General features: G+C 38.3%; 20 protein-coding genes, 1 pseudogene and 1 other annotated feature. All 21 genes and pseudogenes read left to right on the top strand.

Features of this window, described 5'->3' with window-relative positions; translation table 11 throughout:
• Nucleotides 1-10: 10 nt before the first annotated feature.
• The 21 genes and pseudogenes from dnaK to glyS all read left to right on the top strand — a co-directional run bounded on the left by dnaK (nt 11) and on the right by glyS (nt 22,201).
• Entirely contained in the window at nt 11-1,849 is a 1,839-nt protein-coding gene (gene dnaK / locus MUN87_RS03910) for a molecular chaperone DnaK (protein ID WP_244746376.1), read from the top strand.
• Nucleotides 1,850-2,126: 277 nt separating this feature from the next.
• Nucleotides 2,127-3,254 carry a molecular chaperone DnaJ gene (gene dnaJ / locus MUN87_RS03905; protein ID WP_244746375.1) on the top strand — a complete coding sequence of 376 codons (1,128 nt, stop codon included), beginning with the start codon at nt 2,127-2,129 and terminating at the stop codon, nt 3,252-3,254.
• A gap of 43 nt (nt 3,255-3,297) precedes the next feature.
• A complete protein-coding gene (gene prmA / locus MUN87_RS03900; protein WP_244746374.1) occupies nt 3,298-4,248 on the top strand; it encodes a 50S ribosomal protein L11 methyltransferase in 951 nt (316 codons plus the stop codon).
• A gap of 4 nt (nt 4,249-4,252) precedes the next feature.
• Entirely contained in the window at nt 4,253-5,005 is a 753-nt protein-coding gene (locus MUN87_RS03895) for a 16S rRNA (uracil(1498)-N(3))-methyltransferase (RefSeq protein ID WP_244746373.1), read from the top strand.
• A 4-nt stretch (nt 5,006-5,009) separates the two neighbouring features.
• The gene (gene mtaB / locus MUN87_RS03890) at nt 5,010-6,347 is read left to right on the top strand and encodes a tRNA (N(6)-L-threonylcarbamoyladenosine(37)-C(2))-methylthiotransferase MtaB (RefSeq protein WP_244746372.1); all 1,338 of its coding nucleotides are present in this window, start codon (nt 5,010-5,012) and stop codon (nt 6,345-6,347) included.
• A gap of 172 nt (nt 6,348-6,519) precedes the next feature.
• On the top strand, nt 6,520-6,696 hold the full coding sequence (gene rpsU / locus MUN87_RS03885; RefSeq protein ID WP_018931586.1) for a 30S ribosomal protein S21: 177 nt from the start codon (nt 6,520-6,522) through the stop codon (nt 6,694-6,696).
• 18 nt (nt 6,697-6,714) lie between these two features.
• Nucleotides 6,715-7,161 (top strand): GatB/YqeY domain-containing protein, encoded by a 447-nt coding sequence (locus tag MUN87_RS03880; RefSeq protein WP_244746371.1) that lies wholly within the window; start codon nt 6,715-6,717, stop codon nt 7,159-7,161.
• A gap of 498 nt (nt 7,162-7,659) precedes the next feature.
• Nucleotides 7,660-8,961, top strand: coding sequence for an NfeD family protein (locus MUN87_RS03875; protein ID WP_439649655.1), 1,302 nt, complete (start codon nt 7,660-7,662; stop codon nt 8,959-8,961).
• A gap of 21 nt (nt 8,962-8,982) precedes the next feature.
• Nucleotides 8,983-9,986, top strand: a pseudogene (gene floA / locus MUN87_RS03870) (flotillin-like protein FloA).
• A 36-nt stretch (nt 9,987-10,022) separates the two neighbouring features.
• On the top strand, nt 10,023-10,493 hold the full coding sequence (locus MUN87_RS03865; protein WP_244746370.1) for a YqfB family membrane protein: 471 nt from the start codon (nt 10,023-10,025) through the stop codon (nt 10,491-10,493).
• A gap of 619 nt (nt 10,494-11,112) precedes the next feature.
• Complete coding sequence (yqfC, locus tag MUN87_RS03860) at nt 11,113-11,391, top strand: sporulation protein YqfC (RefSeq protein ID WP_439649654.1); 279 nt, start codon at nt 11,113-11,115, stop codon at nt 11,389-11,391.
• Between the two features lie 18 nt (nt 11,392-11,409).
• On the top strand, nt 11,410-12,624 hold the full coding sequence (gene yqfD / locus MUN87_RS03855) for a sporulation protein YqfD (protein WP_244746368.1): 1,215 nt from the start codon (nt 11,410-11,412) through the stop codon (nt 12,622-12,624).
• Nucleotides 12,625-12,626: 2 nt separating this feature from the next.
• Nucleotides 12,627-13,580 (top strand): PhoH family protein, encoded by a 954-nt coding sequence (locus tag MUN87_RS03850; protein WP_244746367.1) that lies wholly within the window; start codon nt 12,627-12,629, stop codon nt 13,578-13,580.
• Nucleotides 13,581-13,665: 85 nt separating this feature from the next.
• Nucleotides 13,666-15,810, top strand: coding sequence for an HD family phosphohydrolase (locus MUN87_RS03845; RefSeq protein WP_244746366.1), 2,145 nt, complete (start codon nt 13,666-13,668; stop codon nt 15,808-15,810).
• Between the two features lies 1 nt (nt 15,811).
• Nucleotides 15,812-16,282, top strand: coding sequence for an rRNA maturation RNase YbeY (gene ybeY, locus MUN87_RS03840; protein WP_244746365.1), 471 nt, complete (start codon nt 15,812-15,814; stop codon nt 16,280-16,282).
• Nucleotides 16,254-16,631: a diacylglycerol kinase family protein gene (locus tag MUN87_RS03835; protein WP_244746364.1), complete on the top strand. Its 378-nt coding sequence runs from the start codon at nt 16,254-16,256 to the stop codon at nt 16,629-16,631. The genes ybeY and MUN87_RS03835 overlap by 29 nt, the downstream gene beginning before the upstream one ends.
• Nucleotides 16,632-16,751: 120 nt before the next feature.
• Entirely contained in the window at nt 16,752-17,657 is a 906-nt protein-coding gene (gene era / locus MUN87_RS03830; RefSeq protein WP_244746363.1) for a GTPase Era, read from the top strand.
• A gap of 105 nt (nt 17,658-17,762) precedes the next feature.
• Entirely contained in the window at nt 17,763-17,951 is a 189-nt protein-coding gene (locus MUN87_RS03825) for a YqzL family protein (RefSeq protein ID WP_369413999.1), read from the top strand.
• A 23-nt stretch (nt 17,952-17,974) separates the two neighbouring features.
• The gene (gene recO / locus MUN87_RS03820) at nt 17,975-18,739 is read left to right on the top strand and encodes a DNA repair protein RecO (RefSeq protein WP_244746362.1); all 765 of its coding nucleotides are present in this window, start codon (nt 17,975-17,977) and stop codon (nt 18,737-18,739) included.
• A gap of 37 nt (nt 18,740-18,776) precedes the next feature.
• Nucleotides 18,777-18,949: a binding site (T-box leader), on the top strand.
• A 281-nt stretch (nt 18,950-19,230) separates the two neighbouring features.
• A complete protein-coding gene (gene glyQ / locus MUN87_RS03815; protein ID WP_244746361.1) occupies nt 19,231-20,121 on the top strand; it encodes a glycine--tRNA ligase subunit alpha in 891 nt (296 codons plus the stop codon).
• Nucleotides 20,108-22,201, top strand: a complete 2,094-nt coding sequence (gene glyS / locus MUN87_RS03810) for a glycine--tRNA ligase subunit beta (protein ID WP_244746360.1) — start codon at nt 20,108-20,110, stop codon at nt 22,199-22,201. The genes glyQ and glyS overlap by 14 nt, the downstream gene beginning before the upstream one ends.
• Nucleotides 22,202-22,219 lie beyond the last annotated feature (18 nt).

The raw sequence follows: 22,219 nt of genomic DNA, 5'->3' as shown, positions 1-22,219 counted from the left end.
AATTTTAGTTATGGGTAAAATCATTGGTATTGACTTAGGTACAACAAATTCATGTGTAGCAGTAATGGAAGGTGGAGAATCTAAAGTTATCCCGAATCCAGAGGGGAACCGTACAACACCATCTGTTGTTTCTTTCAAAAATGGTGAACGTCAAATTGGGGAAGTTGCGAAACGTCAAGCAATTACAAACCAAAACACGATTCAGTCTATCAAACGACATATGGGTACAGATTACAAAGTAGAAATTGAAGGGAAAGAATACACTCCTCAAGAAATTTCTGCGATTATTTTACAGCATTTGAAATCATATGCAGAAGATTATTTAGGAGATACAGTTGACAAAGCTGTCATTACAGTGCCAGCTTATTTCAATGATGCAGAGCGTCAAGCTACAAAAGATGCAGGTAAAATTGCTGGACTTGAAGTAGAACGTATTATCAATGAACCAACAGCTGCAGCACTAGCTTATGGTATTGACAAAGCAGATCAAGATCAAACTGTTCTAGTATATGACCTTGGTGGCGGTACGTTTGACGTGTCTATTCTAGATATTGGTGAAGGTACATTCGAAGTAGTATCTACTGCGGGTGATAACCGACTAGGCGGGGATGACTTCGATGAAGTATTAATCGATCACATGGTAGCAGAATTCAAGAAAGAAAATGGCATAGATTTATCTCAAGACAAAATGGCACTGCAACGTCTGAAAGATGCAGCTGAAAAAGCGAAAAAAGACCTTTCAGGTGTAGCGCAGACTCAGGTATCTCTTCCATTTATTACAGCAGGAGATGCTGGGCCACTTCACTTGGAAATGAACGTTACACGTGCTAAATTTGATGAGTTATCAGCAGATTTAGTGGAAAGAACTATGGGACCAACTCGTCAGGCATTGCGCGATGCAGATCTATCTGCTAGTGAAATTGACAAAGTGTTGTTGGTAGGTGGATCTACTCGTATCCCAGCAGTACAAGAAGCTATTAAGAAAGAGATTGGTAAAGATCCATCCAAAGGGGTAAACCCAGATGAGGTTGTGGCATTAGGTGCAGCGATCCAGGGTGGTGTGTTACAAGGTGATGTTAAAGATGTTGTATTACTTGATGTTACACCATTATCACTTGGGATCGAAACAATGGGTGGTGTTACGACGAAATTAATCGAACGTAATACAACAATCCCAACTAGCCATTCTCAAGTTTTCTCAACTGCAGCAGATAATCAGACGGCAGTAGATATTCACGTACTTCAAGGTGAACGTGAAATGGCTCAGGATAACAAGACATTAGGTCGTTTTCAATTAACTGATATTCCAGCAGCTCCGCGCGGTGTACCACAAATCGAAGTATCATTTGATATTGATGCGAACGGTATTGTAAATGTACGTGCGAAAGATTTAGGAACGAATAAAGAACAGTCTATTACAATTAAATCGTCTTCCGGTCTATCTGATGATGAAGTAGAGCAAATGGTAAAAGATGCAGAAGAAAATGCTGAAGCGGACAAACAACGTCGCGAGGAAATTGAGCTTCGTAATGAAGCAGATCAGTTAGTTTTCCAAACAGATAAAACGCTAAAAGATCTTGGCGAAAGTGTAACAGAAGAAGAAAAGCAAAAAGCAGAAGCTGCTAAAGAAGAATTGAAAAAAGCTTTAGAAGATAATGATCAGGATCAAATTAAAGAGAAAAAAGAAGCGTTAGAACAAGAAGTGCAAAACTTAACAGTAAAAATGTATGAGCAAGCACAACAACAACAGCAAGCAGAAGGCGGCGCTGAAGCTGGTCAGGAAAATGCTGATGATGTAGTAGATGCCGATTACGAAGAAGTAGATGACGAAGATAAAGACAAAAAATAAGATAGTGCACGTAACATGATTGGAAAAGTCAAAGTCAGAATTCTCGGCTTTGGCTTTTTCCATGAGATAGGTGTCGTTTCGTGCAGTTAATCGATGGAATATATTAATAGATAACGAGAATGAAACGATGTAAAGGTGCGGTCCCTGGAGCCAATGTTTCAGGTGGCGAGAAGGTAGGTGTGCCGCTCTCTTACACGTGAAATAATGTTTGCTAATCAGTATAAATCAATGTTATGATAATGTTTATGCAATAAACGAGCGGGAGCGTGATCAGTCAGTGAGTAAACGAGATTATTATGAGGTACTAGGTGTGTCCAAAGATGCATCAAAAGATGAAATAAAAAAGGCTTATCGTAAACTTGCAAGAAAATATCACCCAGATGTGAATAAAGATGAAGGTACGGACGACAAATTTAAAGAAGTAAAAGAAGCTTATGAGGTATTGGGTAATGAGCAGAAGAAAGCTCAATACGATCAATTCGGTCACGCGGGTCCTCAAGGTCAAGGTGGCTTTGGCGGATTCGGAGGAGGAGCTGAAGACTTTGGTGGCTTTGGTGACATCTTTGACATGTTTTTCGGTGGTGGCCGCCGACGCGATCCAAATGCACCTCGTCAAGGAAACGATCTGCAATATACGATGACACTAGAATTTGAAGATGCTATTTTTGGAAAAGAAACCGATATTCAAATTCCTAAAGAGGAAGAATGTGATACGTGTCATGGTTCTGGTGCAAAACCTGGTACTAAGCCAGAAACGTGTAGTAATTGTAACGGTAGCGGACAACTCAATGTTGAGCAAAATACACCATTTGGCAGAGTTGTGAACCGAAGAGTATGTCATCATTGTCAAGGTACCGGGAAACAAATTAAAGATAAGTGTGGCACTTGTGGCGGTCAAGGAAAAGTGAAGACGCGCAAGACGATCCACATTAGCATTCCAGCCGGTATTGATGAAGGACAACAAATCCGAGTAGCTGGTCAAGGGGAACCGGGTGTGAATGGCGGACCAGCCGGGGATCTTTATGTAGTTATTCAAGTAAAAACACATGAATTCTATCAGCGTGAAGGGGATCACATTTTCTGTGAAATGCCCGTTACATTCGCACAAGCTGCACTAGGTGATGAGATTGAAGTGCCAACTCTTCATGGTAAGGTGAAATTAAAGATTCCAGCTGGTACACAGACAGGAAAGACTTTCAGACTTAAGGGCAAAGGTGCTCCTAATGTCCGAAGTAATGTCCATGGGGACCAACATATCAAAATCCGCGTCATTACACCAACTACCCTTAGTGATCGCCAAAAAGAATTATTGCGGGAATTTAATGAAATCAGTGGGAATCAACCGACAGATGAACACGAAGATACATTTTTTCAACGAGTAAAACGTGCGTTTAAGGGCGAATAATTAATTACAGTATTAAATTTTTGAAAGAAATGAGTTGATCTGCTTGAAGTGGACAGAGCTGAGTATCTATACGACAAATGAAGCGATTGAACCTATTTCAAATATTATTCACGAAGCAGGAGCAAGTGGAGTAGTAATAGAAGATCGTCAGGATCTCGAACGTATTTGGGAAGATCGTTTTGGAGAAATTTATGACCTTAATCCGGATGATTATCCTGAAGAGGGAGTTCGGTTAAAAGCTTATCTCCCTGTCAATAGTTTTCTGGGTGAAACTGTATCTGAAATAAAGCAAGCTATTAACAATTTATTGTTATACGACATCGATATTGGTTTGAACAAAATTACACTCAGTGAAGTAAATGAAGAAGAATGGGCAACAGCCTGGAAGAAATATTACAAACCTGCAAAAATATCGGAACGTGTTACAATTACCCCTACATGGGAAGATTATCAGCCTGTCTCCACAGATGAACTTATTATCGAGTTAGACCCGGGAATGGCATTTGGAACAGGAACACATCCCACAACTGTTTTAAGTATTCAAGCACTGGAGAGTCACTTGCAGAATGGAGATATCGTATTTGATGTAGGCTGTGGCTCTGGTGTTCTGAGTATTGCTGCTGCATTATTAGGTGCAGACAAAGTATATGCGTATGACTTAGATGAAGTAGCGATCCAAAGTACAAAACTGAATGCTAAAGTAAATAAAGTGGATGAAAAAATGCAAGTCAAACAAAATAATTTACTACAGCATGTTACAGGTACAGCGGATGTTATCGTAGCGAACATTTTGGCAGAAATTATTTTGCGCTTCGAAAAGGACGCATTTGACCGCCTTGTTCCAGGAGGTATATTTATTACTTCCGGGATCATCCAAAAGAAGAAATCGGCAGTAAAGAATGCATTGGAAGAAGCTGGTTTTGACATTGTTGAAATCAATCAGATGGAAGATTGGATATCTATCATTGCCCAAAAACCCGAAGGAAGCAGGTAATGGGATGCAACGTTATTTTATTGACAGTACTAGGTGGGATGATAACGAGGTGAAAATCACAGATGAGGATTTTCATCATGTCGTCCATGTGATGCGTATGCAAGAAGGTGATTCATTTATTGCCAACCATCCTGATCAGTCTGCGGCAAGGTGTAAGATTACATCCGTAGATGAAAGTCAGGTTGTAGCAGAAGTAGAAGAATGGCTCGAGGAAACGAAGGAATTACCTGTTGACATTACTGTTGCTCAAGGGTTGCCAAAAGGAGATAAGTGGGAACTTGTTTTACAGAAAGGAACGGAGTTAGGAGCGGGTCGCTTCGTTCCGTTTCAAGCGGCAAGATCTGTCGTTAAATGGGATACAAAGAAACAACAGAAAAAAGTAGCAAGATGGCAAAAAATCGTGAAAGAAGCGAGCGAACAGGCCCACCGTAACAAGGTGCCTGATATTGATCCTGTTCTGTCTGTTAAAGATTTTGTAAAGCTGTCTGCTTCCTATGATTGGAAATTTTTTGCGTATGAAGAAACAGCAAGACAGCATCCGACTGTTAAGCTGCATCATTATTTTTCACAGATAGAAGAAGGTCAGTCAGTGCTGATTTGTATCGGACCTGAAGGTGGATTCGATCAGGATGAAGCCATTACCTTGAAGGAAAATGGATTTCAAGCGATTCGGTTAGGGCCAAGAATATTAAGAACAGAAACAGCACCTCTTTATGTGCTTGCTAGCTTGTCTTACTACTTTGAAGAAATGAGGTGATGAAATGCCAACAGTGGCTTTTCATACATTAGGATGCAAGGTAAATCATTATGAAACAGAAGGAATTTGGCAGAAGTTCAAAAATGAAGGATATGAACGTGTTGAATTTGATCATCATGCAGATGTATATGTGATTAATACATGTACTGTTACGAATACAGGTGACAAAAAAAGCCGACAAGTTATCCGTCGAGCTGTTCGCAGTAATCCTGAGGGTGTAGTATGTGTAACAGGCTGTTACGCACAAACCTCTCCTGGTGAAATTATGGAAATCCCAGGTGTTGATGTCGTTGTCGGTACGCAAGATCGTGGCAAAATGATTCAGTATATTGAAGAACACCAGGAACACCGACAACCGATCAATGGTGTGTCGAATATTATGAAGAACCGTACATTTGAAGAAATGGATGTGCCGCAATTCTCTGACCGTACCCGTGCATCATTAAAAATACAGGAAGGATGTAACAACTTCTGTACTTTCTGTATCATTCCATGGTCTCGTGGTTTATTACGTTCAAGAGAGCCTGAAAATGTCTTGAAGCAGGCGCGTCAACTTGTGGAAGCAGGATATAAAGAGATCGTACTTACGGGTATCCATACAGCTGGATATGGTGAAGACATGAAAGAATATAATTTTGCACAATTATTACGTGATCTCGAGAGCAATGTAGAAGGATTGAAACGTATTCGTATCTCCTCTATAGAAGCAAGTCAAATTACGGATGAAGTAATCGAGGTGCTTGATGCATCTACAAAAGTTGTACCACATTTACATATTCCGTTGCAATCAGGTTCTGATACTGTATTAGAGCGAATGAGACGTAAATATACGACCGACTTTTATAAAAAACGAGTGGCAAGAATTCAAAAAGCTCTGCCACATCTAGCTATTACTTCCGATGTGATAGTAGGTTTTCCGGGAGAAACAGAACAAGAATTCAAGGAGACGACGGATTTCATCAAAGAAATTGGTTACTCAGAATTACACGTTTTTCCATTCTCAAAGAGAACGGGTACTCCTGCAGCGAGGATGGATAATCAAGTGGAAGATGATGTGAAGCATCAACGTGTTCAAACGTTGATCGAACAGTCTAATCAACAAGCTCTTGCTTATGCTAAGAGTTATGAAGATGAAGTGGTAGAAGTAATTCCTGAAGAATCATTTAATGAAGAAGAGCCTAATATGCTTGTCGGTTATTCTGATAATTACTTAAAGGTTAAGTTCGATGGTACAAAGGATATGATCGGCGAAATTGTACGTGTCAAAATTACAAAAGCAGGGTATCCATATAATGAAGGTACATTTGTCCGTGTAATGGATGATGCAGCATTATCGGTATAACGTAACAGGATAGGTCTTTATCATTCAAATAATGGCGATCAAGAAGAAGTTACTTTTTCTTGTGAAAATGGTTGACCTGGAAAACAACGTATATTATAATTGCAAAGAGACATATGTATGATTACATATGTGGGATTATTTTTTTGTATGCTTCGGAGGGAGGGAAATTAGCATGTCTAACACAACTCGCGTTCGTAAAAACGAGTCTCTTGAAGATGCTCTTCGTCGCTTCAAACGCAGTGTATCTAAATCAGGTACATTGTCTGAATACCGTAAGCGTGAATTTTATGAAAAACCTAGTGTTCGCCGTAAGAAGAAATCAGAGGCAGCTAGAAAGCGTAAATTTTAAAGAGGGTGTAATGAGATAATGGCAATCGTTGAACTTTTGAACCAGGATATGAAACAGGCGATGAAGGCCAGAGATAAAGAAACATTAAGTGTTATTCGAATGGTCAAAGCATCGATGCAGAATGAAGCCATTAAATTACAAAAAGATGCATTGTCAGAAGAAGAAGAACTAACCGTTTTAGCAAGAGAGCTAAAACAAAGAAAAGATTCCCTCCATGAATTTGAAGAAGCTGGACGCGAAGATCTTGTAAGCAAGTTAAACACTGAAATAGAGATTATACAAGCTTATATGCCTGAACAGCTATCTGATGAAGAATTAGAGACAATTGTTGTTCAGACGATCGAGGAAGTTCAAGCACAGTCTAAAAAAGACATGGGAAAAGTAATGAGCGCGCTGATGCCGAAAGTAAAAGGTAAAGCAGAAGGCTCAAGAGTGAATCAATTGGTTCAGAAGAACTTATCATAGAACGAACATAATGATTTCATTCAACAATAAAGGCCCTTGGCTTATTCATAAGCCAAGGGCCTTTTTATTTGTAAGTACAGCACCTTTCTTTAGGCGTAGGAATTTGCGGAGACTCCTCATGCCTCTGCGCAAGCTGAAGATTTACTATCATTGATTAGCAGATGACCGTTGTGCCTGCAGTATGCTGATCATATTTCCGGAGCACACTATCCATATTCCATAAGTCAAAATAACCGTTTGTCATGTAGGTCAGTTCCACTTTACATAATCCATATTATCGAGGGAGTGATTGCCAAGTATTCCAATCTGTATGTTTGATACTTGACATTTATCGTCTTTAACAGTATGTTCGAAACGAGTAGTGCAATCTGACTGTGTGATATCATCTTTTTTAATCTTTTTGAAACTTATCACAGAGTTCAATCGTACATAGTAATGGCGTAGTGGGAAGGAGGTTATTTATTGAAACATTTCTGTATCAAGCTTTTAACCGCTATCATGCTGATGATTGTACTTGGAACTGTCCTTCTGAATAACGATCAAGTGTCAGCTGCAGATGATGGAGAAGGCAAGCTTGTATATATCATTCCGATTGAAAACGAAGTAGAGAGAGGATTGGAAGCTTTTATTCGCCGAACGACTACAGAGGCAACAGAAGCAAATGCCGACCACATTATTTTTGAAATTAATACACCGGGTGGCCGGGTTGATGCTGCGCAGAATATTGGGGAAATCTTGCAGGATCTTGATGTCGAAACGACCTCGTTCATCACGGTAAAAGCGCTGTCGGCGGGTTCATTTATCGCACTTAATACCGATAATATTTATATGAAACCACAAACAAGTATGGGCGCTAGCGGAGTGATTAACTCGGATGGTACAGCTGCAGACAAAAAAGCCCAATCAGCTTGGGTAGCAAGCATGAGAGGAGCAGCCAGTTCGAAAGGTAGAGATCCATTATATGCTGAGGCAATGGCGAATGCGGAGCTTGACCTGTCGGAATACGGAGCACCTGAAGGAGAATATTTGACTCTGGATGCTAATTATGCCACGGAAGTAGGGTACGCTAATGGCATTGTTTCACATCGCACAGCATTGTTAAATGAGCTTTCGTTATCAGAAGCGGAAGTAATTGAAACGGAGCCAACTGCTGCAGAATTAATTGCCAGATTTCTGACAAATCCAGTTGTGGTTCCCATCTTATTATCATTAGCAAGCATTGGTTTGATTGTGGAATTGTATTCACCTGGTTTTGGGATTCCTGGATCAATTGGACTTGGTTCCCTTGTACTTTATTTCTATGGACATATCGTAGCCGGACTTGCAGGCTATGAATCGATTGTATTACTTATTATTGGCATAGTCTTAATTATTATCGAGATTTTTGCACCAGGTGGTATACTTGGCTTTATTGGAGTTGGCGCAATAGTCGGGGCATTGTTTATGTCCACAGATGATGTAGGAAACATGACACTTAGTATTGCTATTGCGCTTATTGCAAGTATTATTGTCTCTGTGATCCTATTTAAAACAATAGGATTGGAGAAAGGCGCTTTTCGCCATGTTATTTTAAAGGATGCGACGAGAACCGAACAAGGGTATGTTTCAACTGTCAATCGTAACGAATTACTGGGGCAGGAAGGTATTTCGGTTACACCATTAAGACCGGCTGGCTCTGCTGAATTTGGCAATGAGCGATTGGATGTCGTCTCGGAAGGTAGTTTTATTGAAGTGAACAGCCCAATTACCATTGTGAAGGTAGAAGGTTCAAGGATCGTCGTTCGTAAAATCAAATCATAATATCTTGAGGAGGAATGTATCATGTCAGAACAATGGGAAGTAATTTTTCCAATCATCATTATTGGTTTAATTGTTATAGCTGTGGCAGTACTGTTTACCTTTATCCCGGTGATGCTGTGGATTAGTGCACTTGCTGCAGGTGTGAAAGTTAGTATCTTTACATTAGTTGGTATGCGTTTAAGAAGGGTTGTACCGTCACGAGTTATTAATCCACTAATTAAAGCACATAAAGCGGGGATTGATGTTACCACCAATCAGCTTGAGAGTCATTTTTTAGCTGGGGTAATGTGGATCGTGTCGTCAACGCATTAATTGCTGCACAACGTGCAAACATTGAATTAAGCTTCGAACGCTGTGCTGCGATTGACCTAGCAGGTCGTGATGTGCTTGAAGCTGTTCAAATGAGTGTAAACCCAAAAGTTATTGAAACACCATTTATTGCAGGTATCTCCATGGATGGTATTGAAGTAAAAGCGAAGGCGAGAATTACGGTACGTGCTAATATTGATCGACTTGTCGGTGGTGCCGGTGAAGATACGGTAATCGCCCGTGTAGGTGAAGGTGTCGTCAGTACGATTGGTAGTTCACAAGATCATAAAAAAGTTTTGGAAAACCCGGATTCGATTTCACATAATGTCTTAAATCGTGGATTAGATGCTGGTACAGCGTTCGAAATCTTATCGATTGATATTGCAGATGTGGATATCGGTAAGAACATTGGTGCTATTCTACAAACTGATCAGGCAGAAGCTGACAAGAATATTGCGCAGGCAAAAGCAGAAGAGCGTCGTGCAATGGCAGTAGCTCAAGAACAGGAAATGGTTGCAAAAGTACAAGAAATGCGTGCGAAAGTAGTAGAAGCAGAAGCAGAAGTTCCACAAGCCTTAGCTGAAGCATTACGTTCAGGTCATATGGGTGTAATGGATTATATGAATTATAAAAATATTAACGCAGATACAGATATGCGTGATTCTATCGGTAAATTAACGGACACTGATAATGAGGAAGAAGACAATCGCAGTTAATAATATTCATCCGTTACAAAGGAAGGATGATGATAAATGAATGAAATTCTTAGTTTTATCGTCCCGATTATTGCAGTTGTTGTATGGCTGTTTGGATTACTTGGAAAGTCAAATCAAAATGAGCAGCAGAAACCAAAATCTGCAAATCCCAATCCACCAACCATGCAACAAAGTAACCCGACGATAAGCGAAAACTCTGACGAGGTATCTGCTGAAGTGGATTCTACATTTGCTCAGCAAAAGGAACTGCAAATGGAGAAGCTGAAGAAAAAACTTGGCCAAACGGGAGCTTCCGAGAAGCGAAGTGATCAGCCATTAGGTGAGCACAATGCCTTGAAAGATCAGCCTTTAACTAGACCCAAGAAGCAGCAAACAGAAAAAGAAGTCACGCTTTCCATTGCGAAAAATCTTAATAAAAAAGGTATTGCACAAGGGATAATCATGGCAGAAGTACTCGGCCCCCCTCGCGCGTATCAAAAAAGAAATAACACAAGAATCAAACAATAGTAAAAAAACCGAATGGTCTTATCCATTCGGTTTTTTTCGTGAGTTCGGTTTTTTTCGTGAGTAAAGAAATTATAAAATCGTCCACTTTCTGGCAGGAATCAGGTTCACGCAGCTGTCCGGAAACTAGACGACTTCATGTAGCGTACTACGATAAAGAAGATGAAGTTGAGTTCCTATAATATGGATTATGTAAACTAAGCATTACTAGCCAAGCATCCATATTGAGATATTTTACGAGTTAGCATACCGCTCCACACTTTATGCGACAGCTAGGATATGAAGCACTATCCGCAAGATTTACACCTTAATTGATGAAATGCATTGCCTAGCACGACTGCTTTTTCCTGTTATATAAGTTGTAGCATTTCCGGAGCTTTGCTAAGCAGATAATCTATATCAAAATGAACATTCTGCAATACAGCCTTAACATAATCCATATTATAGCTAGTTGTATATAATTTTTTCAATTAGGACTGGGTGGGATCGATATCGTTTTTGTGTTGTGAATAATTTATTCGTGGTTGATTGATTTATCGGCTGAACTTTCGTCTAAACTGTTCTGAAATTTATTTATGCTCATAGAATAGACATGAGGGGAGGCATTTGTATTGTGAAAAAAATGAAAGAAAAATTTATGAGAGCTATAACACGTACATTTGATTTGCCTTCTGAAGTGACGCTTGAATTACCCCGGATTACCATGATTGGTTCCATTCACGCATACATAGAAAATCATCAAGGGTTAGTGGTATTTTCATCCCAAGAGCTCCTCTTAAAAGTACATCAAGGCTTTGTCAGAGTTAAAGGGGAGGCATTTGTATTAAAAATGATGATTGATAAAGATATATTGCTTGAGGGTAAGATTCAAGATGTTACCTTTGAAAAAGATAAAGCTTAATATCGGAGGGAAAGTCGTATGTTTTTCCATCGCAAAAACTGGCTGGCAGGTTATATAACAATCGAAATTAAAGGACAATACCCAGAACATTTTTTTGACATGTGTGCAAGGTACGATATTCCGTCCTGGGATATACAAAAAACAGACACAACTACTGCGACAGGAAAAATAAAATTATCGGATTTGCCCAAACTAAGAGCTGTGAGAAGGAAATCCATTTATAAAATCCATTTTAAAGATCGGATGGGTTTACCTTTTTTTCTTAGACAATTAGTTTATCAAAAACCATTTTTGGTTAGTATCGCTATTGCTTTATCTGTTATTTTTTTATTATCTAATGTTGTCTGGAGAATCGATGTAGTTGGCCTTGATGAGGAATTAGAAAGGAAAGTCAAGATTCAGATGGAGGAATATGGACTTGAGAGAGGCAGTTTACAGTGGAATGTTGATTCTCCTGGCACATTGCAGCAACGTTTATTAGCAGATGTACCCGAGTTGTTATGGATAGGTGTAAAGAAGAAAGGTTCTGCTTATCACCTTGAAGGAGTAGAGAAAACAACAGTCGAAAAGAAAGAAGAGGAAGCTGTAGGACACTTGGTCGCTTCGAAAGAAGGGGTTATTGTCGATTTATATGTAAAAAAAGGACAACCCCTCGTACAGCCGAATGACGTGGTTTATCAAGGGGATACGCTTGTATCAGCTTTTTTAAACGAGTCAGATGATGAGAATGAAGATGAAAAGCCAAAGAAATCAAATCCAGTAGCGGCAGAAGGAGAAGTGATTGCCGAAGTTTGGTATAAGAGTGAAGTCACTGTTCCATTAAATAATGAATATGCTGTAATCAATGGTATGTCTGAGAAAAAGCATTATGTTCATCTTTCTAACTATTTGATCCCAATTTGGAATTTTAAAAAACCTGAATTTAAGGACTACCAAATGGATGTCGAAGAAAAAGAATTTTATTTCTTGAAATGGAAATTGCCGATCACTTATGTTGAACAAACTATTTATCAAAAAGAAATGAAAAAAGAGCAACTCACAGAGAAAAAAGCAAAAGAAATAGCTTTAGAACAAGCCAAGAGAGAATTGCGAAGTCAAATTTCTCAAGAAGCTGAAATTAAGGAGGAAAAAATTTTGCACGAAACGGTAGAGAATGGTAAAGTTAAATTAACCTTATATTTTACTGTACTAGAGGATATTGCAAAGAAACAACCATTGAGTCAAGGAGATTGATTATGACAGAAGACCTAAAAATGATTGATTTACAAATAGAAAATCCGAATGAAGCATTAAGTCTTTTTGGTACGGAAGATCGTCACCTGAAACAATTAGAAGAGCAATTACAGGTATCTATTACATCACGTGGCGAGCAAATTAGTGTGTCAGGAACCGATACGGATATATCCATCATACAGGATGTATTAAACGGACTGCTGGCAATTATCCGAAAAGGTATTACCATAAGTGAACGTGATGTCATTTATGCGGTTGATTTAGCAAGGAAAGGTAAGATTAATCAATTAGAAACTTTATTTGAAGATGAGATTACCAAAACAGCTAATGGCAAATCGATCCGGGTTAAGACACTAGGACAACGCCATTACTTACAAACGATGAAACAGAATGATCTGGTGTTTGGAATTGGTCCTGCAGGTACAGGAAAGACATACTTAGCTGTTGTGATGGCTGTACATGCTCTAAAAAACGGAAAAGTAAAACGCATAATACTGACAAGACCAGCTGTAGAAGCAGGTGAAAGTTTAGGCTTCTTACCTGGGGACTTAAAAGAGAAAGTAGATCCTTACTTGCGTCCATTATATGATGCACTTCATGACGTTCTTGGTACAGAACATACCTTACGATTAATAGAAAGAGGTACTATTGAAATCGCGCCACTTGCGTATATGCGTGGAAGAACACTTGATGATGCTTTTGTTATACTAGACGAAGCGCAAAATACTACCAACGCACAAATGAAGATGTTTTTAACAAGGTTAGGATTTGGCTCGAAGATGGTCATTACAGGGGATGTTACCCAAATTGATTTACCAAAAGGCGTGCAATCAGGCTTAACAGAAGCAAAAGATAAATTAGCAGGTTTTAAAGGAATCGGCATTGTTTATTTATCACAGTCAGATGTAGTCCGCCATCCGATTGTCCAAAAAATTATTGAAGCATATGACCAATAAGAAGTATAGGCCATAAAAGCTTACGCCTAGTGATCGTAGGCCTTTATGGCAACATTCAACTATACAGGATAGGGGGTCGAAGGTCTTGAAACGACTAATTTCGATCTGGAAACAGTTTGTTATTTCACTTTTTCAACATCGCATTCATCAACTGATAGCTACCTGTTCGGTAATTGCAGTTGTTTTTTTGCTTGTCAGCTTTCAAAACGTGCAATCCGAAACGTATGATCTTGAAAAATTAGCAGTTGCGAAAGAGACAATTCGATCTCCTATCACTATTGAGAACACAAAAGAGACAGAGCGCAGAATTAGAGAAGTGGTTCAGTCTGTCGAGGATCATTATGAAATTTCAGAGGAAATCGTCGAGGAACAAGTTACCTATATTAATGAAATGTTCGATGCTATTAACAAAATTGAGCAGGGGCAGGTTGATATCGATGAGGAGCAGTCCAACCTAGCCGACATATCTGATAAAATTACTTACCTTGAAGGATTAGTACAAGACGATATAATGGAAGCGGTAGACTCAGATTCTTTGTCTACGATGTTTCAAGCTTCGCATGAAGATCGCGTTTTAGCAAAAGAATTAATCTCAACGGGCTTATATGATGTGTATCATAATGGGATTAAAGCAGAAGAAGTTGATCAGGCAATTCAAACCATGCAACAGAAGCTTTCTTTCTCAACACTGGATTATTCATTTGTACAAGCCCTGAATCCATTAATAGCTGTCAGTATCAAGCCCAATTCTTTCTTTTCAGCTGACGAAACGAATCAGGCACAGCAACAAGCGAGAAACAGTGTCGAACCTGTAATGATTCAAGCTGGAGAAGTATTGGTGGAAGAAGGACAATTGATTACAAATGATATTTACGAACAGTTGGAGGTCGCAGGACTGTTACACGAAGAACGTAATTATTATCCGTTAATTGGCTTGTGTTTATTAATACTGTTAATTGCTTTATTTATTTTCTTAGAATGCCGTTATCAGGATATTCATTCCAGCTTAAATGCTCGTAAATTAATGGCAATTGCAGCATTGAGTATTTTTATCATGGTCATGATGAAGGTAGTCAGTGTGTATGCTACATCAACGAATCCATTGTATTATGTCACACCGGTTGCTGCGGTGTCCATGTTACTAAAAATATTGATAAATGAGCGAATGGCACTAGTCATGTCCATTTTTCATGCGATTATGGGTTGTGTTATTTTTAATTCGAATATTCCAGGTTTATTGAATATGGAAGCGGGAATTTATATCTTATTTTCTCAACTGGCAGGGACGTTTTTTCTATCCATAATTAAAGATAAAGGCTCCATTATTAAGAGCGGGTTAGTAACCTCTGTCGTAAACATTGTTTCAATATGTTTATTTTTATTCTTATCATTTGAAAAATATGCATGGATAGATTACATAACATTCAGTGGTTACGGATTTTTTTCAGCGATGCTAGCTACGATATTAGCGATTGGTATGCTGCCGTTCTTTGAATCAGGATTACGCATATTATCTGATACAAAATTATTGGCTTTATCAAGTCCGAATCAACCATTATTAAGAAAATTATTAATTGAAGCACCTGGCACTTACCATCATAGTATCATGGTTGCGAATTTAAGTGAGGCATCCTGTGAAGCGATTGGAGCTAATGGACTGCTTGCAAGAGTAGCAGCATACTATCATGATTTGGGTAAAACGATACGTCCTCATTATTTTATCGAAAATCAAATGGGTATGAAAAACCCACATGATTATTTAGATCCTTATCAGAGTGCAGAAATTATTCTGCAGCATCCGCTTGACAGTGCAAAGTTATTAAAGCAAAATAAGCTGCCAGCAGAAATTATTGCCATTGCTCAACAGCATCATGGAACGACGCTCTTAAAATATTTTTATTACAAGGCTAAAGAACGTAGTGAACATGTACATGAAGAAGATTTTCGCTATCAAGGACCAAAACCAAGCACGAAAGAAGCTGCAGTTGTATCTATTTGTGACTCAATTGAAGCAGCCGTTCGTTCTTTGGCAAATCCAGCCCAAGAAGAAATCGAAAAAATTGTAACCTCTATTTTCGAGGATCGATTATTAGATGGACAATTAAACGAAAGCACATTGACCTTTAAAGAATTAGAACAAATGAAATTAATAATTTGTGAGACACTAAAAGGAATTTATCATTCAAGAATTCAATATCCTAATGATTCGAAAATGAAGGAGGCTAAGTAGAATGGAGATCGATTTTCAAGATGAAACAGGCAAAGTAACGGATATACATATCGGTCTAATCGAGCAGTTATTAATCTATGCAGCAGACTACCAAAACATTTCAGGAGAAGCAGAGCTTTCCGTGTCATTTGTAGATAACGATGAAATCCAGTTACTGAATAAACAATACCGTGGTTTAGATAAGCCAACAGATGTTTTATCATTTGCGTTAGAAGAAGAGACAGATGATGAAATGAAGATAACTGGTGCGGATATCCCGATAGCACTAGGAGACATTATTATATCTGTAGATAAAGCGGAGCAGCAAGCTGAGGATTATAACCATTCCTATGACAGGGAGCTGGGATTTTTGGCACTACACGGCTTTTTACATCTACTTGGATATGACCATATGAACTCGGAAGATGAGCAAATAATGTTTTCAAAACAAGAGGAGATCCTAAATGGCTTCGGATTATCGAGGGGAAAATAAATTTCACATCGGTGCTAAATATGCATGGAATGGGCTGAAGATCGCTGTACGAACAGAACGGAATATCAAAATACATTTAGTGGCAGGCATCGCAGCGTCTATGCTTGGTCTGATGCTGTCGATATCTGTTGTAGAGTGGATTTTGTTAATTTTAACGATCAGTGCAGTAATTAGTATGGAATTAATGAATACAGCATTAGAACGAGCGTTGAATCATCTGGAACCTTCTCATCAGCCTGCGATCGGTATTGCAAAAGATTTGGCTGCAGCTGCAGTATTTACTACAGCAATCGCAGCATTTCTTATCGGTTGTATTATTTTTATCCCTTATTTATTCGAATTTTTTTAAAGAAACACGCAATTTTAAAGTTTCACACTAGTTTTGTCGAAAGTATGAAATTTCACGAAAGATATAGTATCATTGAGGTACAGAATAAAACACAGCAAGAAATATAGCGGAGGAAAAGTTATGCATAACCAATTTAAATCAGGATTTGTAGCAATTATTGGAAGACCGAATGTAGGTAAATCTACCTTTATGAATCACGTGATAGGTCAGAAAATAGCTATCATGAGTGACAAAGCACAGACAACAAGAAATAAAATTCAAGGTGTTTATACAGATGACACTAAACAAATTATATTCATTGATACGCCAGGTATTCATAAACCAAAGCATAAATTAGGCGATTTTATGGTGAAGATAGCCGAGAACGCGCTTAATGAAGTGGACGCTGTTATGTTTATGATTAACTCTGACGAAGGTTATGGCAGAGGAGATCAGTATATTATGGATCGTCTGGAAACGATCAATAAACCTGTCTTCCTAGTCATTAACAAAATAGACCTTGTACATCCTGATCAGTTATTACCTCTTATAGAGCAATATAAGGGAAAATATCCTTTCGAGGAAATTATTCCGATTTCAGCTTTAGAAGGAAATAATGTGAATCACTTAATGGATGTATTTACAGAGCATTTACCTGAGGGCCCTCAATATTATCCAGAGGATCAGATTACAGATCACCCGGAGCGCTTTATTATTAGTGAATTAATTAGGGAAAAGGCATTGCAATTAACAAGGGAAGAAGTTCCACATTCGATCGCAGTGGTTATCGAAAAAATAGACAACCGTGGTGAAGACGAAAAGATTTTAGTCCAAGCAAGTATTGTTGTGGAACGAAAATCACAAAAAGGGATTATTATTGGAAAACAGGGAAAAATGTTAAAAGATATCGGAAAACGGGCTCGTCAGGATATCGAACGTTTATTAGGTTCAAAAGTCTATTTGGAATTGTGGGTAAAGGTGCAGGAAAACTGGCGGAATAAACCACATCAGTTATTCGAATATGGTTACAAACAGGATGAATATTAAGTAATTGGTAACGAACGTCTCAACTTTAACAGATAAGTGCTGGTTTGCAGATTCATAAATGGTAAATATTTTTACTAATTGAATGTAGATTTTAAGGAAAATCTAATGGATGAACACAATGAAAGATTACCAAAAGGAAAGGTGAGGTTTATTGTGATCGATGTACCATGGAAAATATTTAGTCAAACAGGAAATATTGAAGCTTATTTATGGATGAAAGAAGTTGAATCAGACGTTTATCAAGAACCGGAAGATGAAAACGACCATACATTATTTGAGGACACACATTTTTAGTTTGAAAAGGATAGGTGGAGCTTGTGTTTGAGAAAGTAGAAGGTTTCGTCCTGAAAACACAAGATTATGGGGAAACACATAAAATTGTGACATTGTTAACTCCGTCTTTAGGAAAAGTTGGCGCAATAGCAAGGGGAGCAAAGAAAACAAAAAGTAGAATGGCTGCTATTACGCAGCCATTTATTCATGGTTCATATTTAATTCAACCAAGTTCAGGACTTGCAGTGGTACAACAAGGCGAAGTATTATCATCATTTCGAAAAATTCGTGAAGATATATTCAAAACAGGTTATACTAGCTACCTGGCAGAATTAACGGATAAATTAGTTGATCCTAAACAATACAATCCTTTTATATACCAGCAGTTACTACATACTGTCAACAAAATAAATGTTGGTCAAGATGCCGAAATTATAACGATGATTTATGAATGGAAAATGTATAAAGAAGCTGGTTTTGCCCCTGTAGTAACCCAATGTGTTTCTTGTGGCAGGAAGGATGAACTCAAAGCATTTTCTATTTCAAACGGTGGATTACTATGTCGACAATGCTTATCAATCGACCCTAATGCAATAGCAGTTCCGGAGAAAGTTGCGAAATTAATGGCTATATTTGCTTGGGTAGAGGTAGAGCAAATCGGAAATATATCCGTTAAACCGGAAAATAAAATAATCCTTCAGCAAATCATGGAGCAGTATTATGAAGAACACGGTGGATTTTTCTTAAAGTCTAAGAAGTTTTTAAAACAAATGAATAAATTGCAAGATAATTTTTCAATTGACAAGTAAGCGAATGTTCCGTATTATGGTTTAATGAATACAATATTTTGTTGCTATGAAAGAGAATAGTACTGTTTTCGATGTCTTTTAAGCGAGTTCAGGATGGTGTAAGCTGAACAAGAACAGAAACAGGAAGGCGCTCTAGAGCGATGGTTCTTGAAAGTGGTCACCTAATCTGGTGACAAGTAGGGTGGAACCGCGGATGAACCCGTCCCTATGTTTTATCGCCAATGATAAAACATAGGGACGGGTTTTTTGTTATACGTTACGGAAGAATTAATTTTTTAGCGATGAAGCAGACCGTCGTAATGACAATCTCTAGGTGGACCATGTATAAGAAAAATGATAACACTTGCTGAAGATGTGGCTAGTACCTGTGGTGTCGAGATGCTTATATAAAACCCTGGTACTTAGCGATTTTGGACGATTTCCGTACGAAATAGGAATCAAAGTTTTAAGATGGAAAAGCAAGTAGGAACAGTTTTTAAGGAGGAAAAGAAATGAATATTCAAGAGATGATCTTAACATTACAAAAGCATTGGTCGGATCAGAATTGTATTTTAATGCAAGCATATGATGTTGAGAAAGGTGCGGGTACGATGTCCCCCATGACCTTACTGCGCAGCTTAGGACCAGAGCCTTGGAATGTTGCCTATGTGGAGCCGTCACGAAGACCAGCGGATGGCCGCTATGGTCAAAATCCGAATCGATTATACCAACACCATCAGTTCCAAGTAATCATGAAACCATCTCCAGATAATATCCAGGAGTTATATTTGCAATCTTTAGAAAAATTAGGAATTGATCCAGCTTTTCATGATATTCGTTTTGTAGAAGATAACTGGGAAAATCCAACATTAGGGGCAGCAGGCCTAGGTTGGGAAGTATGGCTTGACGGCATGGAAATTACACAATTCACTTATTTTCAACAAATTGGCGGTTTGGAAGCAAAACCAGTTGCAGTTGAGATTACGTATGGGATAGAGCGATTAGCATCCTATATTCAAGACAAAGAGAATGTGTTTGAATTAGAGTGGACCAATGGCGTAACCGTTGGAGATATTTTCTATCAGCCTGAATATGAGCACTCAAAATATACGTTTGAAGAATCCGATACAGATATGTTGTTTGACTTGTTCTCTACATATGAGAAAGAAGCTAAGAGAGCTATGGATAAAGATCTTGTATTTCCGGCGTATGACTATGTACTGAAGTGCTCGCATACTTTTAACCTGTTAGATGCGAAAGGTGTTATTTCTGTAACAGAAAGAACGGGCTATATAGGTCGTGTACGTAACCTGGCAAGAGAAATTGCTAAATTGTATGTAGCAGAGCGGGAGAGATTAGGCTTCCCAATGTTGAAAGGAGATATTGATCATGAAAACAACTAATGTTTTATTTGAAGTTGGCCTGGAAGAAATGCCTGCTCGGTTTATGGACGATACCGAAAAACAATTAAAAGACAAAACGAAAGCATGGTTAGATAATATAAGACTAGAGTATCAAAACCTTACAACTTATATAACACCGAGACGCTTTGCTGTCTTAATCGAGGGATTGGCCTATAAACAAGCTGATCAAGAGGAAGAAGCTAAAGGACCTGCATTAAAAATCGCTAAAGATGAAGAAGGAAACTGGTCAAAAGCAGCGATCGGATTCTCCAAAGGACAAGGAAAAGCAGTAGAAGATCTATATACGAAAGATTTGAATGGTACTGAATATGTATTTGTAAATAAATTTATAGAAGGACAAACGCAAGAACAGTTACTGCCAGGCTTTAAAGACATTATATTAAGTCTACAATTCCCTAAAAACATGCGTTGGGCTGAGGAGTCATTACGATATATACGACCGATAAAATGGCTTGTTGCTTTGCAGGACGATCAAGTTATTCCATTTGATATTACTGGAGTGAAAACCGGAAATAGGAGTGAAGGACATCGTTTTCTAGGAGAGCAAATCACGATTTCTAATCCTTTAGCATATAACGAACAGTTAAAATCACAATATGTAATTGCAGAAACAGAGCAGCGTAAACAAATGATCGTCGATGGAATTAAAGAATTGGAAGAAGAAAACGGCTGGGTTATCCCAATAGATCAAGACTTGCTTACAGAAGTGACACATCTGGTTGAGTATCCAACGGTATTTTCTGGTCAGTTTAGCGAAGCATTTTTGCATATACCGAAGGAAGTATTAATTACTTCCATGAAAGAGCATCAACGTTATTTTCCTGTACAGACATTATCAGAAAATTTGCTAGCTTATTTTGTTGGTGTGCGTAATGGTACGAAAGAACATATTGAATCAGTCGCTAAAGGAAATGAAAAAGTACTGCGTGCGAGATTGCAGGATGCACAGTTTTTCTATGAAGAAGATCAAAAACAAACTATTGACGAGAACCTGAAAAAATTAGACCGGATGGTATTCCAGGAGCAGCTGGGAACAATTGCAGATAAAGTTAGTCGTGTTATCGATATTAGTAAGATGATAGCTAACGAATTGCATTTTTCAGACCAGGTACAGAAGAAGATTGAACGTGCTGCACAAATCAGTAAATTTGACTTGGTTACCAATATGGTAAATGAATTCACGGAATTACAAGGGATAATGGGAAGAAAATACGCGCTTATTTTTGGAGAAGACGATACAGTAGCCAAAGCGATCGAAGAGCATTATATGCCACGCAATGCTCAAGATAAACTTCCTGAAAGTAATGTTGGCTCTGTTATAAGTATTGCTGATAAATTAGATACGATTGTTGGTTGTTTTGCTGTTGGTTTAATACCGAGTGGTTCACAGGATCCATATGCATTAAGAAGACAAGCTTTAGGTATTATGCAGATTATCCAAGGACAGCAATGGGAGCTGAATATCAATTCATTAATTGAGAAAGTATATACCATTTTTGATGCGAAAAATATTCCAACAGCAGAAAAAACTAGCGTGATTGACCAATTAGAATCATTTTTCAAACAACGTACTGCATATATTATGAAGGAAGCAAATATTGAAGCAGATATTATGGACGCTGTTCTTATAAATCAGCTATCAGATATCTCATTCCTTCTAGAAAAAGCACGTTGGTTAAAAGACAAAAGATTGGATCCTGCTTTTAAGGGAGAGCAGGAAGCATTTGTTCGTGTTATGAATCTTGCTGCAAAGGCGGAAGGTGATCACGAAGTAGATCCCAATTTATTTGAAAATGAACAAGAAAAATTATTATATACTACCTTTTTACAAATACATGATCGCTATCAACAGGCTTTGGCTGGTAAACAAGTGGATAAAGCAATGGAACAATTTACTCCAATCGTTCAGCCAGTTCATCAATTTTTTGACCATACGATGGTAATGGATAACAATCAATCCATTCGCCAAAACCGTCTTGCCTTACTGAAGCTAATAGCAAATGATCTAATACAATTTGCTGATCTAACTAAAGTCCAATGGAAGCAGACACAATCGTAATGGGCTTAGGAGGTCTAT

Source organism: Gracilibacillus salinarum (assembly GCF_022919575.1).
In the GTDB taxonomy this organism is placed as follows: Bacteria; Bacillota; Bacilli; order Bacillales; family Amphibacillaceae; genus Gracilibacillus; species Gracilibacillus salinarum.
Note: the sequence above shows the minus strand (reverse complement) of the source record. Positions and strands in the feature narration are given on the sequence as shown.